The sequence below is a fragment of the Desulfatiglans anilini DSM 4660 genome, from assembly GCF_000422285.1.
Taxonomy (GTDB): Bacteria; Desulfobacterota; DSM-4660; order Desulfatiglandales; family Desulfatiglandaceae; genus Desulfatiglans; species Desulfatiglans anilini.
The window spans coordinates 1-16,252 of record NZ_AULM01000019.1 but is presented as its reverse complement, the minus strand read 5'-3'; the positions used below and the strand labels follow the sequence as shown (position 1 = coordinate 16,252).

Here is a 16,252-nt window from a genome sequence, read left to right as displayed (position 1 = left end):
GTCTACGCCGTCTCCGGCTACCGGGTCGCCGACGACTACTATTACCACGTGGGCCACACCTGGATGCGCATCGAAAAGGGCGGACGTCTGCGGGTCGGGATCGACGACTTCGCCGGCAAGGTCCTCGGTCCGGCCCAACGGATCGAACTGCCGCCCGAAGGATCCACGCTCCGCCTGGACCGCCGCGCTTGGCGTATCCGGCGCAACGGGAACCGCGCGGACTTCCTGGGGCCGGCGACCGGCAAGGTCTTCATGGTGAACCGCGAGGCCCTCGAACACCCTGAACTCGTCGCGGAGGACCCGTACGACAAGGGCTGGCTCCTGGTCCTCGACCCGTTGACCCCTTACATCGACCCGACGCGGGTCCGCAAAGGGCAGGAGAGCCGCCGATGGCTGGACGGCGAGGTGAAGAAACTGCTCGAACTCTTGGGCCCGGAATACGAACGACTGGCCGCGACCGGCGGCGAGCCGGTGAAGGACCTCTTCGGCCACTTCCCCGAGCTCGGCTGGGACCGGCTCGTCAAGACCTTCCTCAGGACGGATGCCTGACCTTTCAGGAGGAGAAGCCATGCCACAGACCTTCGAACCGAAAATCCTCGCGTTTCTCTGCAACTGGTGCGCCTATGCCGGGGCGGACCTCGCCGGGGTCTCGCGGATCCAGTACCCGTCCTCCCTCCGGACCGTCCGCGTGATGTGCTCCGGCCGGGTGGACCCCATCCACGTCATCAAGGGGCTCAGGAGCGGCTTCGACGGCGTCTTCGTCTCCGGCTGACACATCGGGGAATGCCATTACCAGTCTGGTAATGTCTACGCGGCATGCGAGATGAAGACGGTCGAGACCCTCCTCGAGACGGCGGGGCTCGGAAAGGACCGGGTCCGCCTCCGCTGGGTGAGTGCGGCGGAGGGGCAGGTCTTCGCCCAGTACGTCCGGGAGTATACCGAGACGCTCGGCGCCATCGGCCCCCTCGACACGGAGGCGGCAGCCGGCACGCTCGACGCGGCGCTCCGCGCGCTTTCGACCCCGCGCCTGCGCTGGCTCACGGGGATGGAGATCCAGATCACGGAGCGGGGCAATGTCTACGGCGAGCACTACGACGAGGCCGCCTACGAACGGATGCTCCGGCAGACCATCGAGGAGGAGTTCCAGAAGGCGCTCATCCTGGTGGCGCTCGCCGAAGGCCCCATGAGCCTCCGCGACATCGCCTTCGAAACCGGGCTGCCGATCCACGCGGCTTCCGTCAGGCTGAATGATCTCGAAAGGACCCACGCCGCTCACCTTGCGGGGTACGACGGAACGACCCCCCGGTTCGCGGCGACTGCCTGAAGCGCGGGAATCGACAGAGGACCCACGCCGCCTACCCAGTGGGGTGCGACGAAACGAGTCCCAAGTTTCGCGGCGACTGCCTGAAGCGCAGGATGAAGCAAAGAACCCACGCCGCCCATCTGGCGGGGTGCGACGAAAACACCCCTCAGGTTCGCGGCGACAGCATAAACCGCAGCACAAGACAAGTGAGGAATGCCATGCTTCCAGGGAATCAAGGCGGAGTTGAAGGTTCGGTGATGGTCGTCGGCGCCGGTATTGCCGGCATGCAGGCGGCCCTGGATCTCGCGAACGCCGGGTACTATGTCCACCTGGTCGATCGCGCGCCGAGCATCGGCGGGATGATGGCCCAGCTGGACAAGACCTTCCCGACCAACGACTGTGCGATGTGAATCATCTCACCCAAACTGGTCGAGGTCGGCCGGCATCTGAATATCCATCTGGTGACGAACACGGAAGTCGAGAGCCTGGAAGGGGAACCGGGTCGTTTCCGGGCCACTCTGAAGATCAACCCCCGTTTCATCGACCCCGCGAAGTGCACGGGCTGCGGGCAGTGCGCCGCCGTCTGCCCTGTGACGGCCGTAAACGAGTTCGACTGCGGCCTCGGCCGCCGGACGGCCACCTACATCCAGTACGCGCAGGCGGTCCCCCTGGCCTACATCATCGACCGCGAGCTCTGCATCGGCTGCGGGATGTGCCAGAAGGTCTGCCTCGCCGACGCCGTCCAGTACGACGACCAGCCGCGCCACAGCGAGGTCACGATCGGCGCCGTCGTCCTCGCGACGGGCAGCGAGGTCATGGACCCCTCGGACCTGAAGCCTTACAGCTACGGGGAGTCCCCCAACATCATCACGAGCATCGAGTTCGAGCGCATCCTGAGCGCCTCGGGGCCTTTCAGCGGGCACCTGATGCGCCCCTACGACCGCGAGGAGCCGCGCAAGATCGCCTGGCTCCAGTGCGTGGGGTCCCGCAGCCACAACGGCGGGAAGCCTTACTGCTCCTCGGTCTGCTGCATGTATGCCATCAAGGAGGCGGTCATCGCCAAGCAGCACGCCCACGGCACGCTCGACACGGCGATCTTCTACATGGACATGCGCACGCATGGGAAGGAGTTCGAGGAGTACTTCGACCGCGCGCGCGATGAGCACGGCGTCCGCTTCATCCGCTCCCGCGTCCACAGCGTCGAGCCGGCGGGCAACGGCGACCTCGTGATCCGCTATGCGGACGAGGCCGGAAACCTCGAAAGCGAGGTCTTCGACCTGGTGGTCCTCTCGACCGGGTTCCAGGTCCCCGAGGCGGCGGTGCAGCTCGCCGAGCGCCTCGGCGTCGAGCTCGGCCCCAACCGCTTCGCCGCCACGACGAGCTTCGCCCCCGTGGCGACCTCCGTCCCCGGCGTCTACGTCTGCGGTGCGCTCCAGGGCCCCAAGGACATCCCGCAGTCGGTCACCGAGGCCTCGGCCGCCGCTGCGGCCGCCGGCAGCTCCCTGTGCGGCGCCCGCTGGAGCTGCACGCAGGAGAAGGTCCTCCCGGCCGAGCGCCCGGTCGTCGGCGAGCCTCCGCGCATCGGCGTTTTCGTCTGCCAGTGCGGGATCAACATCGGCGGCGTGGTGGACGTCCCCTCCGTCCGGGAGTACGCCAAAACGCTCCCCTACGTGGTCTACGCGGAGGACAACCTCTACACCTGTTCGCAGGACACCCAGGTCAAGATGGCCGAGGTGATCCGGGAGCAGGGGATCAACCGCGTGGTGGTGGCCGCCTGCACGCCCAAGACCCACGAGCCGCTCTTCCAGGAGACGCTCCAGAACGCGGGCCTCAACAAGTACCTCTTCGAGATGGCCAACATCCGGAACCAGGACAGCTGGGTCCACAGCAACGACCCGCGCGCCGCGACCGAAAAGGCCAAGGACCTCGTCCGCATGGCGGTGGCGAAGGCCGGCCTCCTCGAATCCCTCCGCGAGGAGCAGCTCGGCGTCGAACCGTCGGCCCTCGTTGTCGGGGGCGGGGTGGCGGGCATGGTCGCCGCGAAGAACATGGCGGACCAGGGCTACGAGGTCCACCTCGTCGAACGCTCACCGCGCCTCGGCGGCCAGGCACTCGGCCTCTCGCGCACCTGGAAGGGGGAGGACATCCAGTCCTACCTGAAGGGCCTGGTCGTGGAAGTGGAAGGGCACCCGCACATCCATCTCCACCTCGGGGCGGAGCTGACCGGGGTGGACGGCTTCGTCGGGAACTTCGTCTCCCGGATCGACGGCAACGGCGCCGGCCCGGTGGAGATCCGCCATGGGGTCGCGGTCATCGCCACCGGCGGGGTCGAGCACCGCCCGCAGGAATACGCCTACGGCACGGACCCGCGGATCCTGACCCACCTCGAGCTCGACCGGCGCTTCCTCGACCGCGACCCGTCCCTCGCGCAGATCGGCTCGGCGGTCTTCATCCAGTGCGTCGGCTCGCGCGAGCCCGAGCGGCCCTACTGCAGCCGCGTCTGCTGCACCCACTCGATGGTGAGCGCGCTCGAGCTGAAGCGGCTGAACCCCGGCATGGCCGTCACGGTCCTGTACCGCGATCTGCGGACCTACGGGGAGCGGGAGGAGCTCTACCACCAGGCGCGGGAGGCGGGCGTGGTCTTCATCCGCTACGAGCCGGACGACAAGCCCCGGGTGGGCACCACGCCCGAGGGGGTGGACATCACGGTGACGGACCCGGTCCTGCAGCGCCCGCTGCAGCTGCGCTCGGACCTCCTCGTCCTCGCGACGGCGATCGTCCCGCCGGACGGCACGGCCCTGGCGCAGTTCTTCAAGATCCCGACGAGCAGCGACGGCTTCTTCATCGAGGCCCACGCGAAGCTGCGGCCCGTCGACTTCTCGACGGAGGGGGTCTTCCTCTGCGGCCTGGCCCACTACCCCAAAACGCTCGACGAGAGCATCTCGCAGGCCCTGGCGGCCGCATCGCGCGCGACCGGCTACCTCGCGGCGGCCAAGGTCTCGGTGAGCGGCACCGTCGCCGAGGTGGCAACCGGCCTGTGCAGCCAGTGCGGGGTGTGCGTGACGGTCTGCCCGTTCAATGCGCCCCATTTCTCCGAAAAGGGTCCGGCGGAGGTGAACCCGGCCCTTTGCAAGGGCTGCGGGCTCTGCGTCTCCTCCTGCCGGAGCGGCGCCATCCGCCTGAAAGGGTTCGATGACGCCCAGATCATGGCGATGATCGACCAGATCTGAATTCTGCTTCCGGCCATCCGCCCAAGGGCGCGGGCCCCAGGGGTACCCGGAGCCGTCAAGCCTGCCCCGAGATTCGGCTCCGCCCCGGGGGTGCGCGCCAGGAAATTTCGCCGTCCTGGTTGTGCCTTGTAGAATGACCCGAAGGTCGTGCCGATATTCGTAGGTGCGCACCCCGATATTTCGGGGCCCTGGTTGTGCACGGCCTCGAAATAGTCTATGCTGCTTCGATGAGACAAAAAAACGTTTTGAATCGGGGACCTGCCTGCCTATGAAAGCGCCCGCCGCACGATCCACCGGTCCATCCCGATCCGTCCTCCGCCTCGCCGTTGTGGGCGGCGGACGGACCTGTCGCTCCCTTCTCGAAGCCGTGCGGGAGCCGGCCATCTCGCGGGTGAAGGTGGAGATCCGCGCCGTCTGCGACCCCGACCCCTCCGCCGAGGGCATGCGGCTGGCCGCCGAGATGGGCATCCCGACGGCCGAGGACTACGCCTCCGTCCTCGCTGCGCCGGACCTCGACGGGATCCTCGACCTCACGCGCGACCCGCAGGTCTTTGTGGACCTTGTGCGGCGGCGTCCGCAGGGCGTGTGGGTGGTCGACCGCGACCTCTTCCGCTTCCTGCAGGAGCGGTTCCTTTCCGGCGAAACCCTTTGCCAGGACGCCGACCGGCAGGTGCTCCTCGAAAAAAGCATGGCCGACCTCCTCTTCCACCAGACCCACGAGGCGATCATCCTGCTCGACCCGGATTTCACGATCCTCGACGCCAATCAGGCCTATCTGCAGGCGGTCGGCCGGTCCTTGAAGGAGGCGGTCGGGAAGCGCTGCTACGAGACGATCTACGGGTTCAACTCGCCTTGCTCGGAGTGGCAGCCGGAGATGCCCTGCCCGATGCTCGAGACGATGCGCACCGGCGAGCGCGCGCACGTGATCCACGAACGGATCGACGCGGACGGGCGCAGCGCCTACGCCACCCTCGAGACCTACCCGGTCAAGGACGAGGCGGGGAAGGTCGTGCGGGTGATCGAGATCCGCCGCGACATCACCCAGGAACTCCCGTCGCGCTGGGAGATGCGCCTCGAGGAGTTGAAGACGAACCTCGGCAAGCTCGTCCAGGAGGATCGGATCCTGAGCCTCGGCAAGCTTTCGGCGAGCTGCGCCCACGAGATCAACAACCCCATCCAGGGAATGCTCACCTTCGGGCACCTGATGCGCACCATCCTCGAGGAGAAGGCCCTCCCCGAACAGGGCGATCTGGAGCAGTTCAAGCAGTACCTCGAGCTCATGTGCAGCGAACTCGAGCGCTGCGGACGGATCGTATCCGGGCTCCTGTCGTTCGCCCGGGAGTCCTCGATGGAGCGGAAGGAGGTGGACATCAACGAGACCCTCCAGTCCGTCATCACGTTGACGAGGCACCACATGCAGCTCCAGGACCTGACGCTCGACCTCTCCCTGTCCGGCCGGCCGCTCTTCATCCGCGGCGATCCGAACCAGCTTCAGCAGTGCTTTCTGAACGTGATCTTCAACGCCATCGAGGCGACCCCCGAAGGAGGGACGGTCGCCATCCGGTCGCGGGCGGCCGCCGAGGAGGGCCGCGACTGGGCCGAGGTGAGCGTGGAGGACACCGGCTGCGGCATCGCGAAGGAGACCCTCTCCAAGATCTTCGACCCGTTTTTCACCACCAAGCCGGAGGGGAAAGGGACCGGTCTCGGGCTGTCGATCGTCTTTGGCGTCGTCAAGGGGCATGACGGGCGGATCGGGGTCGAGAGCGATGAGGGCCGCGGGACCCGCGTCACATTGAGCTTTCCCGTCCTGAACCCGGAAGAGGGGGAGTGACATGCAGGAAAAGCTGAAGATCATGGTGGTCGACGACGAACAGATCGTCCGGGAGTCCCTCTACCAGTGGTTCAAGAAGTTCAGCCACGTGGTCGAGACCGCCGCCTCGGGTTTCGAGGCCCTCGAAAAGCTCGAGAAGGTCCCCTTCGACGTCCTCTTCGTCGACATCAAGATGCCCAAGATGAGCGGCCTCGAACTGCTCGAGCGTGTCAAGCAGGAGTATCCGGACACCTCGGTCGTGATCATCACCGCCTACGGTTCGATCGCCTCGGCGGTGGATGCCATGAAGATGGGGGCGAGCGACTACCTCCTCAAGCCCTTCCGCCCCGATCAGATGACCCTTGTCCTCGAGAAGATCGCCGGCCAGCGGGAGCTTCTCGGGAAGTACCGCTACGTCAAGGGACTCCTGGCCGAGAAGACCCGCTTCGACAACATCATCGGGCAGTCCGAAGCCATGCAGGTCATCTTCGATCTCATCCCCGAGGTGGCCCAGAGCGATTCCTCCGTCCTCATCACGGGGGAGACCGGCACGGGGAAGGAACTCGTGGCCAAGGCCATCCACGCCAAGAGCCACCGGGCCAACAGCCCCTTCATCGCCATCAACTGCGGGGCGATGCCGGAAAGCCTCCTCGAAAGCGAGCTCTTCGGGCATCAGAAGGGCGCCTTCACCGGCGCGGACAAGAACCGCAAGGGCTTCCTCGAAGTCATCTCGGGCGGGACCCTCTTCCTCGATGAGATCGGCGAGATCAGCGCCAAGATGCAGGTGGACCTGCTGCGGGTCCTCGAGGAGAAGAAGATCCTCCGGATCGGTGAGCGGCACCCGATCGACGTCGATTTCCGCCTGATCTCCTCGACCCTCCGCGACCTCGAAAAGGAGGTGGCCGAGGGTCGCTTCCGGGAGGATTTCTTCTACCGCATCAACGTGATCCGCCTCGAGATCCCGCCGCTCCGCAAGCGCAGGGACGACATCCCCCTCCTCATCCGCCACTTCCTGCGCAAGTACAGCCACGAGACCACCAAGCAGGTGGACCACGTGACGAACGAGGCCCTCGAGTGTTTGAAGCAGTACCCCTGGCCCGGCAACGTCCGGGAGCTCGAAAACGCCATCGAGCGGGCCGTCGTGCTCTCGAAATCGCGCACCCTGGACGCGCAGGATTTTGCCTTCCTCGGCGGAGCCCGCTTGCGCCCGGACCGCCCCAGGGACCTCCGCGAGATGGAAAAGCGGCATGTCGAGGAGATCCTCCAAGAGGAGGACTGGAACATCTCCCACGCCGCGCAGGCCCTCGGGATCAACCGCGTCACCCTGCACAAGATGATCAAGCGCTACGGCCTGAAACGCCCCGAGTGACAGAGGGTCGAGCCCCCCTGTTGCCGTTGGATCGTGTTTCGGCTTTCTCTTGAAAATGTCGATGAAAACGGGGTGCCGCCGTGGGAAGTGCGCACAGGATGATCAAGCGCCGCGGCCTGAAGCGCTCCGAATGACGGGAGAGCCCGCCCCGCCAGGTTCCTTTCGAGCATCTCTGTGGTTTCTTTTCATCGTGATGATCTCGACAATCTTACAGCGGCGGGAACTGCGGGCGAGATGATCGAACTCCAGGGACTGAAACGAAGGCCGTGAACGGATCGATTGGAGTGTTGCCGATCGGGAAGGTGCCGGAGACGGCGTGCAGCGCCGTCGCTGCGCATGTGAGGAGCGTCCTCGGCCTCGAGGCGGCCGTCCTCGCGCCCCTGGCCGAACCGGACTACGCCTTCGACCGCAACCGCATGCAGTACAACGCGGCCACGATCCTCAGGACCCTCGAGGCCATGCCTGTGCCGGGCTGCACCAAGATCGTGGCCGTCCTCAACGTGGATCTCTTCGTCCCGGTCTTCACCCACGTCTTCGGGGAGGCGCGCGAAGGCGGCCCCTGCGCCCTCGTTTCGCTCTACCGGCTGGGCCAGGACCTCCATCCGGAAAGGCCGCCCGGTCCGCAGATCCTCGACCGCCTCCTCAAGGTCGCCCTCCACGAGGCCGCGCACCTCTTCGACCTCGTTCACTGCTTTGACGACCAGTGCCTGATGCACTTTTCGATGGACCTCGAAGCCCTCGACCGTCTGCCGCTCTCCTTCTGCCCGACCTGCAAAGCCCTCCTAAAATAGGGCCTGAACGCGCTCCGTTACCGATGAAGTCTTCTGCGTCTCATGAAAAGTACGGCAGCAGCGCTCAGCAGAATCACGAGAATCCCGGACCCATACCAGCCCATAGCCGGAACCGGCTTGGGAACGGCCGGTTCGCAAGGACTGGGCGCGTCGCACGGCCCTAAATCTTCGGTTTTGATCGAAATCGAAGCTCCGAGTGCCATTGAGAAGGCGCTGCCCACACCGGACCCCTCGGCAAGGGATCGAGTCGCAATTTTCAGAACAATCTTGTCCCCGATTCTTGCAATGAAGCTGCCTGAATAAAAGTTTTCATCGTGGCCGTATTTAACGGTCTTGGGCCCATATTGAAGCACTGCGCAGGAGCGGTTGCCCTCATCCAGAACGATCTGAACAGGCGTGCGAAAATCATCGCCACCGCCAACGAAGGCTTTGGCATCATATCCGGTTCCGTTTGTGTCTGCTGTTAAGTTATAAGCACTTGCATAAGATATTAGTATGCAATCACCGATTTCATCATTTTGATCCGGTTGTACGATCAGTTCGAGTTCAGCTATCGCAACGGAAGAAGAATAAGAAATGGCAGTGCATGTTTCATCACCACTGACCGTCGCCCAACTTATGGCATTAACCTCAGCAAAATCATCTTCAACTTCTGATCTGGCCTGAGCAAATCCGTCAGCTTCACAAGTACCTTGTTTTTTAATCTCTTCATTCGTTTCATCAGGAATTTGAACTAAATTCTTATTGACTTCCTGAAGATAGGCCCCCCAGGCCATACTGTCGAGGAGCAAAAAACAGAACACTGCAACGACAAAACAAGACACCACATCTTTCATTTGCACAGCTCCTCCAAGGCTAAGCTGAAATTTGTTTGCTGCTAACACCTCAAAAGATATTTGTCAAGATAAATTATGTGAAGTAGCTCTCCGCAAGGGCTTGACCGGCTGTTACATTATCATTCGTTTCAAATCGAAGGACGGCAAGATGATATGGAAATGATTTCCCGGTGCAACCCGGCACGCTTCGGATGGTCCGTTCCACCACACGGCGGCGGGTCACGGCTTTTTCAGATCGAAGGAAGATCAAGCGATTGCCCGTGCGGCGACCTGCAGGCCACCTCGCAGGCAGATGCGCAGCTTGACGCCGGGATCGACGAACAAGGCCATTCCAGGATGTGGCGTCGTTCATAGAGCGAGGAAGCCCGGGCGGGGGTTCGAACCCGGACTTCTCGGTGGATCGTTCAAAGGGGATTGTGCTTCGAATCCCTACAGTGAAGACGTTTTGTTTTGCCGGTTTGAGCGGCGTTTCAAGGCCAGGTATCCCGCCAGGGGCAGCAGGAGGACAGCCATGAGGACCCCCCAGTCCGAAAGGGCGGGCACGGGGACTTGCGCGGGGGCCTCTCCGATGGAGATGGCATAGTCCTGCGATGCGGAACAGCTCGGGAAGGCGCTGTCGGTGGCCGTGATGGTAAAATGCCATGTCCCGGTTGTCGTAGGCCATCCCGAAATCCGCAGCCCGCCCGGTCCCTGCTCGGGAGAGAGGCCGTCCGGCAGGCTCCCGGCGGTCAGAGCGTAAAGATAGGGGCCTTGCCCGCCGTTGGAGCCGAGCCCTTGCGAAGCGCCGCTGCCGGCGCTGGCGGTGATCCATTGCGAGTAGAAGACACCGACGTGGCCGTTGGGCAGCGTCTTCGTGTCAGGGGAGAGAACGATGCCCGGGCAGATGGTCAGGGTGTATTCTCTTTCGCCCGTGCAATCATTGTCGTCGGTGGCTGTGATGGTGAAGGTGAAGACCCCTGATTCGATGGGGGTGCCGGAAAGAAGGCCTGTATCGGGATCGAGGCTCAGTTCCTCGGGCAGTTCGCCCGCCGTGACTTCGAACGTATAGGGCGCGGAGCCCCCGAACCCGGTGATGGTCTGGCTGTAGGGTTCTCCGATGCGGCCGTCAGGCAGGAACGCGGGGTTCGGTTTGATAGCCGGGCAGACCGGGCCATCGTCCTCCCAATGCTTGATGGCGTCTTTGTCGAAGGTGTCGCCGTAATCGGTGCAGACCTGCTGCTGGGCGGCGTTGGTGAAGCAGGCCCGGATGGCATCCGTCCCCGTGTCGCCATTACTTGTGTAGGTAAAACTCGCCTGGCCCGTCCCGTTCGTCGCGTTTTGCCCGGTTTGGCCTGCGTTCGGGCCGGCCTTGACCTCGAAAGAGACCAGAACATCCGGAATGGGATCGCCATTCTTGAGATTTTTGATGGTTGCTGTGACCGTGTGGTCGGTTTCAACGGGGTTGGTATCCAGGAGCGGATCCAGTTCGATGACCTCGATGGTCCATTCCTTTTCTACGATGTCGGAGCAGATCTCCTGCCCCTCAAAAACCAGGCACGCCTGAATGCGATCGACGCCGATGCCCGCCGTCCCGTTGTAAACGAGCGAGAGGGTTCCGTTCGTGTTCATCGTCGCGTTTGTCGAGATGCCCTGGTTGGGGCCGCTGATGACGGTGATCGTGACGGGCAGGTCCTCGCTGACGTTCGTGATGGCTGCGGTGGCGTTGTGCTCCTGGCCGACAAGATTCAAATCATAGGGAGGGGTAAGGTCGATGTGGGGTGGCTGCGGGTCGATAATCAACGGATTCCATACCTTGGTCACGGTTTGGGAGCAGATCCTCTGCTCGGCGGAGTTTTCATAGCAGGCCTGGATCGTGTCCGTTCCGTTCGTCGAACCGGTGTAGGAAAAGACCGCCTGCCCGGTAGAATTGGTCGAGTTCGTCCCGTTCAGGCCCTCGTTCGGCCCTGAAATGACGGTGAAGAAGATCACGGTCCCGTTTTGAGCCATCCCGTCCTTGTCGGTGAGGGTGGCTATGACCTCGTGCGTTTCTCCCACCGTGTTGACGGCTGTAGGCGGCTCGAGGTCGATGATCAGGGCGCTGTCGGGGGTGGGGATCCAATCGATGAAATTCTCGGTGTTCGTGTCGGGGTCTGTGCCGATGCCGGTGTTCCACGCCGTGGAAACAGGGTTCCCCCCTCACTTTATGTAGAAGTCGCCCCAGACCGGAGGTTCGACGCTCTGGAAGAAGTAGACCCCGCCGACTGCCTGGGAACCGGTGTCGAGCTTGACGCCGATCAGGTCGGTCCCCAGGTTCGGATTGCCTGAGTTCTCGCCCGCTTGGGTGGTGTTCGGGAAGTTTGGATCGGCGCCCCAAACACCCTTTCCCGGGGTTTGTATGGTGGCGTTGGCGTTGAAGATGAAATCGGTGATTTCATCGAGGGGGATCTCGGGGCTGATCTCCACGATCCAGTGGCTCACGTCCGGGTGGATGGTCGACCCGTCCTTGTCGGTCAGGGTGTACTGATAGTTCCAGTAGGACCCGTCGAACCAGATCTCCCAGGCGATCTTGAACCCTCCGTTTTCTTCGATGTAGCCTCCGGTCGCATTCACCCCAGACGCTTCCGGGGTGGTTCTGGAACCGGTCAAATAGATGTCTTGAACCGGAACGGCGGCGAAAGCGGACCCGCTGAACAGCAGAACCGCCCCGCACAGGAACGAAAGAATCAGCTTTCTCACATGCACCTCCATGTCCTAAAAGGTTCAAACCGTTTTGCCACCCGCCAGACTGCCTTATCTGTCCCGCCCGCAGGCAGATCCTGCCTTCCCGGGTTAAAAACACCCGCCTGCCTTCCGGGAGGCGGAGCCGGCCGCCTGGTCCGTGGGGTTCGGTGCCGCTCCGGGATCACCCCCTGCGTCGGTTCGAGCGCTGAGAACAGCGTTTTACACTCGGAACTGCCTCAATTTGCACGGTGTTTTGGTTCAAGCTGAAAAGCGACTCTAGGAAAACGGCCGGCCCCGCTTTGGTGTCGGCAAGGGAGAGGGCGGATCGAGCGATGGAGTCTGATCTAGGATCACGAGGGTTCGGAGTGATTCCTTATCCATCGTCCATCGGAGCGGGTGCAGCAGCCACAGCACACAACATCGATCCGAGCCGCGTCGGTTGGAGCGGCCTCAATCTCTGGAAAATTATTATGAGTAGTGGAAACCCTATCTTTTGAACGGCTTCTTGTCAACCGTTTTCAAAATGACCGAACGGGGTTGCGGCCAATTCCGGACCGGAGATTCGTTGGGCTGGAGATTTTTCCCGCAGGGAGCAGGCGCACCCAGGAACATGTGCGGAAAGATGGCATTGCCCAGATGCCGGATGCGGCTTGTTTCGAGCGAATCTTTCCCAACTCTCTTGACAAAATCAACGTTTTGTATTATAAGTGGTTCAAATATTGAACAGCGCTTTTGGCAGGTTACCCCCCCGGCAGGGGGTGACCCCGATGCTGATGCCGTCAAGAGCCGCTGTGCATCCACGTACCGATATCCGACTCAATTCAGAATGCTGCTCGTTCCGAGGCTCGGCGTCCCTCCTGCCTCAGGGGAAGGGTCCGGCAGTGTCCTGCGCCTGCCCGTTCGTTCTCGGACTCCGGGTGGGTCCTCAGGGTCTTTGGAGCGAATCTCTGTTTGGGGACAGGTGATATGAACAGTTCAACCAGCGAGAAACCCTCCAGATTTTCCCTGCTGGTCGTCGATGACGACCGGGTTGTGCTGATGCTTCTGAAGGAGATCTTCAGCTCCCAACCTTACGACGTAATGACCTGCGAAACGGGGCGGAAGGCCTTGAGGATGCTGGCTTCCCACAAGTTCGATGCGGCGCTCGTCGACCTGGGCCTGCCGGACACGGACGGGATCACGCTTCTCAAGAAGATCCGGATGCTGCATCCGGAGACTGCTGTCATCATTTTAACGGGGATAGGCGGCGTCAAGGAGGCCGTGGAGGCGGTGCAGGCCGGCGCTGTCGATTTTGTGCAGAAGCCCTTCACTCCGAACCAGCTGCTCGAGCGTATAGCGAACATCGCCGAGTGTGCAGCCACCGAAGAGGAGCGCCGCAGCCTGGAATCTGAGGCCTCTCCCCGCTTCGATTTCGCTCCCCTGGTGGGCCGGTCCGTTCCCATGCTGAGGTTGAAAGACCTCATCGCCCGCGTAGGGCCGACCGACGCCACCGTGCTCATCGAGGGCGAGACCGGCACGGGCAAGGAACTCGTGGCGAAGGCAATTCATCATCACAGCCAACGGGCCGGCGAGGTCTTCGTCCCCGTCGACTGCGCAGCCATCGGGCAGACCGTCATCGAAAGCGAACTCTTCGGCCACGTCAAAGGGGCCTTCACGGGCGCCCACAAGAGCTCCGAAGGGCTGATTCGATCCGCCGAAGGGGGGTCGCTCTTCATGGACGAAATCGGGGAACTCGCCTTGAATCTGCAGTCGAAGCTCCTGCGCACGATCCAGGAGCGTCAGGTCCGTCCGATCGGGAGCAGCTGCAGTTATCAAGTGGATGTCAGGATCATCGCCGCGACGAACCGGGACTTGAGCGAAGAGGCGGCCCTCGGCCGTTTCCGTGATGACCTCCTCTACCGCCTCAATGTTGTGAATATGCATGTTCCGCCCCTCCGGGAGCGGCGTGACGACATCCCGCTGCTGGCTGATTACTTCCTGGAACGCTTCAAGACAGCCCGCTCTCCTGTCAAGTCCATCTCGAAAGATGCCCTCGATCTTCTCGCGCGGGAGGAATGGCGCGGGAATGTACGGGAGTTGGAGAATGTCATCCGGCGCGCCGTTGCCCTCGGCAGGCATGCGGAGATCCGGTCTGTAGATCTGGATTTGACCGGCGCAGGATCGGATGCGAACGACGGGAATCACCGTGAGCAGGTCATGGGGGACACGTACAGCGACTATGAAAGGGCGGCGATCGAGAATGCCCTCGAAAAGACCATGTACAACCGCCGAAAAGCGGCCAAACTGCTGCAGATCGGCGAGGCGACGCTCTATCGCAAGCTCCGCAAATTCGACATTTCTGCCGTCGACTGATGTTTGGGGATATTTCCTGCCTTTTCGTGTAAATCCGCCAGTGTGAAAACCCTTTCCGAACGGATGGTTCGGCGGCGTTTTCCTCCCGCTCGGCCCCTCTGCTGGCCGCAGCCGCGATAAATGCGGCCGGGGGCGCCTCATTTTAAGTCAAGGAAAATATAGAATGAATCGAGCATGCATTGTTTGTCGTAAAACATTCACACTTGATTTCTTTAGAAAAGCCTTGAATGGGAACGACTCTTTTTTCAGGGTTCAAACGGTTTAAATGTGGATGGAACTGCTGCTCGAAGAGCAGCAGCAGTCGTTGTCTTTTTTGTATGAAAGGACATTTGCGTCAGGCAGGACGCCGCACACAGAGGGTTTGGTCCCGGTGCATCATTCATGCAGCCGCCGGGGCGGGCGGGGAAAGAGCCGATGAGACCCGAAGGCCTCATCGGCTCTTGAACGACATTCAGCAGGAAATGCTTCAGCTCTTTCTCGATTTGCGGCGCAGGGCCAGAACCGCGAGTCCTCCCGTCAGCATGGACAACAGCATGAGCCCCCAGGGCGAAATCGTCGGCACGGGCAAGGCGGGCCGGTGGCAGAGCCCCGGTGTGCATTCGACGCCAACGCCCATGAAATCCCCGCCGCGATCGATGCACTCGGCCTCGTGAAGTCTGTCGACGCAAGTCCCGTCAGGCAGGCAGCAGGCCCCCAGCCCCTGCGCAATGAAGCAGTCTACACCTACGCATGACCGAAGCGTGCCGTCAAAAATCCCGTCCTGTTGAGTGCACTCCTGTTCGGTGAGAATGACGCACTGTCCGTCAGGCAGGCAGCACACTCCTATCGCGGCGACGATGGTCACCGTGTCCTCGTTGGAGATGATGGTTTGCTCGTCGTACTGACCTGAGGCGGTCGCTGTGTTGGTGACGGACCCGAAATCGAGATCATTCTGGGTGATGGTGTAGGTCGCCAAGCAGGTGATGGAGCCGCCCGGAGGCAGGTCGCCGGCGGGGCAGGACTCGTCGGTGGCCTTGTCGTCGTTGATGGTGATGGGTCCCTTGATGGTGACGTTGCCGATGTTGGTGACTTCAAAGGTATAGGTGATTACTTGGTCAATAGATCCATATTCCATGGGGTCGGCCGTCTTGACGAGATCAAGCGCCGGGCTGGTTGTCATGGGTTGCGTGTCATCGTCATCGTCGCTGACATTTGGGCCGCTTGGCGGCGTGCCAAATGCCGTTGCGGTGTTTTTAAATTCCCCGGCGTCGATGTCATTCTGGGTCAGGGTGTAGGATCCCGTAAAAGTCATGGTGTCGGTTTCACCCGGAGCCAGGGAATTGATCGGGCCGCCGTTGACGGTCACTCCGGGGATGGCATCGCTGATGGTGATGTTGGTCAGTGTCACATTCCCGGTGTTCTTCACCCTGAAGGCATAAGAAATTTCGTCGCCCGGGTTGTACACGCCGATCGGATTGTTGTCGATGTAATCACCCAACTTCTGCAATTCGATGGCCGGGGTCTGGGTCAGGGTCTGGGTGTCGTCATCGGTGTCGATGACGTTTCCACCGCTTGGCGGGGTGCCCGTAGCCGTGGCGATGTTGGTGAAGGTGCCGGCGTTGATGTCGGTCTGGGTCAGGGTGTAGGATCCCGTAAAAGTCGTGGAGTCGGTTACGCCCGGAGCCAGGGAGGCGATGGGTCCGCCGGAGACGGTGATCTTCGGGTCGGTGATCGTGACGTTGGTCAGGGTGACGTTGCCGGTGTTTTTGACGGAGAAGGTGTAGGAGATGGTGTCACCGGCGCTCACGCCCGGGGTGCCGTCGTTGTCCTGGAGGGTTCCGGTCTTTTGCAGTTCGATGCTCTTGCTCTGGGTCAGGGTCTG

General features: G+C 62.3%; 10 protein-coding genes and 1 pseudogene. 7 read left to right on the top strand and 4 right to left on the bottom strand.

Annotated features, from left to right (window positions below):
- The first annotated feature begins 48 nt into the window (after positions 1–48).
- The 6 genes and pseudogenes from H567_RS29965 to H567_RS0113230 all read left to right on the top strand — a co-directional run bounded on the left by H567_RS29965 (position 49) and on the right by H567_RS0113230 (position 8,503).
- Positions 49–549: a glycine cleavage system protein H gene (locus tag H567_RS29965; RefSeq protein ID WP_315861787.1), complete on the top strand. Its 501-nt coding sequence runs from the start codon at positions 49–51 to the stop codon at positions 547–549.
- A 19-nt stretch (positions 550–568) separates the two neighbouring features.
- Positions 569–988: pseudogene (locus H567_RS29855) on the top strand (hydrogenase iron-sulfur subunit); the annotation flags it as partial.
- A gap of 533 nt (positions 989–1,521) precedes the next feature.
- Complete coding sequence (locus tag H567_RS0113245) at positions 1,522–4,533, top strand: FAD-dependent oxidoreductase (RefSeq protein ID WP_153306192.1); 3,012 nt, start codon at positions 1,522–1,524, stop codon at positions 4,531–4,533.
- A 268-nt stretch (positions 4,534–4,801) separates the two neighbouring features.
- Positions 4,802–6,364 (top strand): ATP-binding protein, encoded by a 1,563-nt coding sequence (locus tag H567_RS24850; protein ID WP_035254437.1) that lies wholly within the window; start codon positions 4,802–4,804, stop codon positions 6,362–6,364.
- Between the two features lies 1 nt (position 6,365).
- On the top strand, positions 6,366–7,712 hold the full coding sequence (locus tag H567_RS0113235) for a sigma-54-dependent transcriptional regulator (protein WP_028321768.1): 1,347 nt from the start codon (positions 6,366–6,368) through the stop codon (positions 7,710–7,712).
- A 266-nt stretch (positions 7,713–7,978) separates the two neighbouring features.
- Entirely contained in the window at positions 7,979–8,503 is a 525-nt protein-coding gene (locus tag H567_RS0113230; protein WP_028321767.1) for a hypothetical protein, read from the top strand.
- A gap of 17 nt (positions 8,504–8,520) precedes the next feature.
- Here H567_RS0113230 and H567_RS0113225 read toward each other — a convergent pair whose 3' ends face one another.
- From H567_RS0113225 to H567_RS0113215, 3 genes are all read right to left on the bottom strand, one after another.
- Positions 8,521–9,339, bottom strand: coding sequence for a hypothetical protein (locus H567_RS0113225; RefSeq protein ID WP_028321766.1), 819 nt, complete (start codon positions 9,337–9,339; stop codon positions 8,521–8,523).
- A gap of 429 nt (positions 9,340–9,768) precedes the next feature.
- Positions 9,769–11,373, bottom strand: coding sequence for a putative Ig domain-containing protein (locus tag H567_RS0113220; RefSeq protein WP_028321765.1), 1,605 nt, complete (start codon positions 11,371–11,373; stop codon positions 9,769–9,771).
- 141 nt (positions 11,374–11,514) lie between these two features.
- Positions 11,515–12,054, bottom strand: coding sequence for a hypothetical protein (locus H567_RS0113215; protein WP_153306188.1), 540 nt, complete (start codon positions 12,052–12,054; stop codon positions 11,515–11,517).
- A gap of 951 nt (positions 12,055–13,005) precedes the next feature.
- On the opposite strand from H567_RS0113215, the gene H567_RS0113205 reads away from it, so the two are divergent.
- A complete protein-coding gene (locus tag H567_RS0113205; RefSeq protein WP_051184835.1) occupies positions 13,006–14,391 on the top strand; it encodes a sigma-54-dependent transcriptional regulator in 1,386 nt (461 codons plus the stop codon).
- Between the two features lie 466 nt (positions 14,392–14,857).
- On the opposite strand, the gene H567_RS24840 is transcribed toward H567_RS0113205, so the two are convergent.
- On the bottom strand, positions 14,858–16,252 hold a 1,395-nt coding region (locus H567_RS24840; protein ID WP_035254425.1), incomplete at its 5' end, for an IPTL-CTERM sorting domain-containing protein.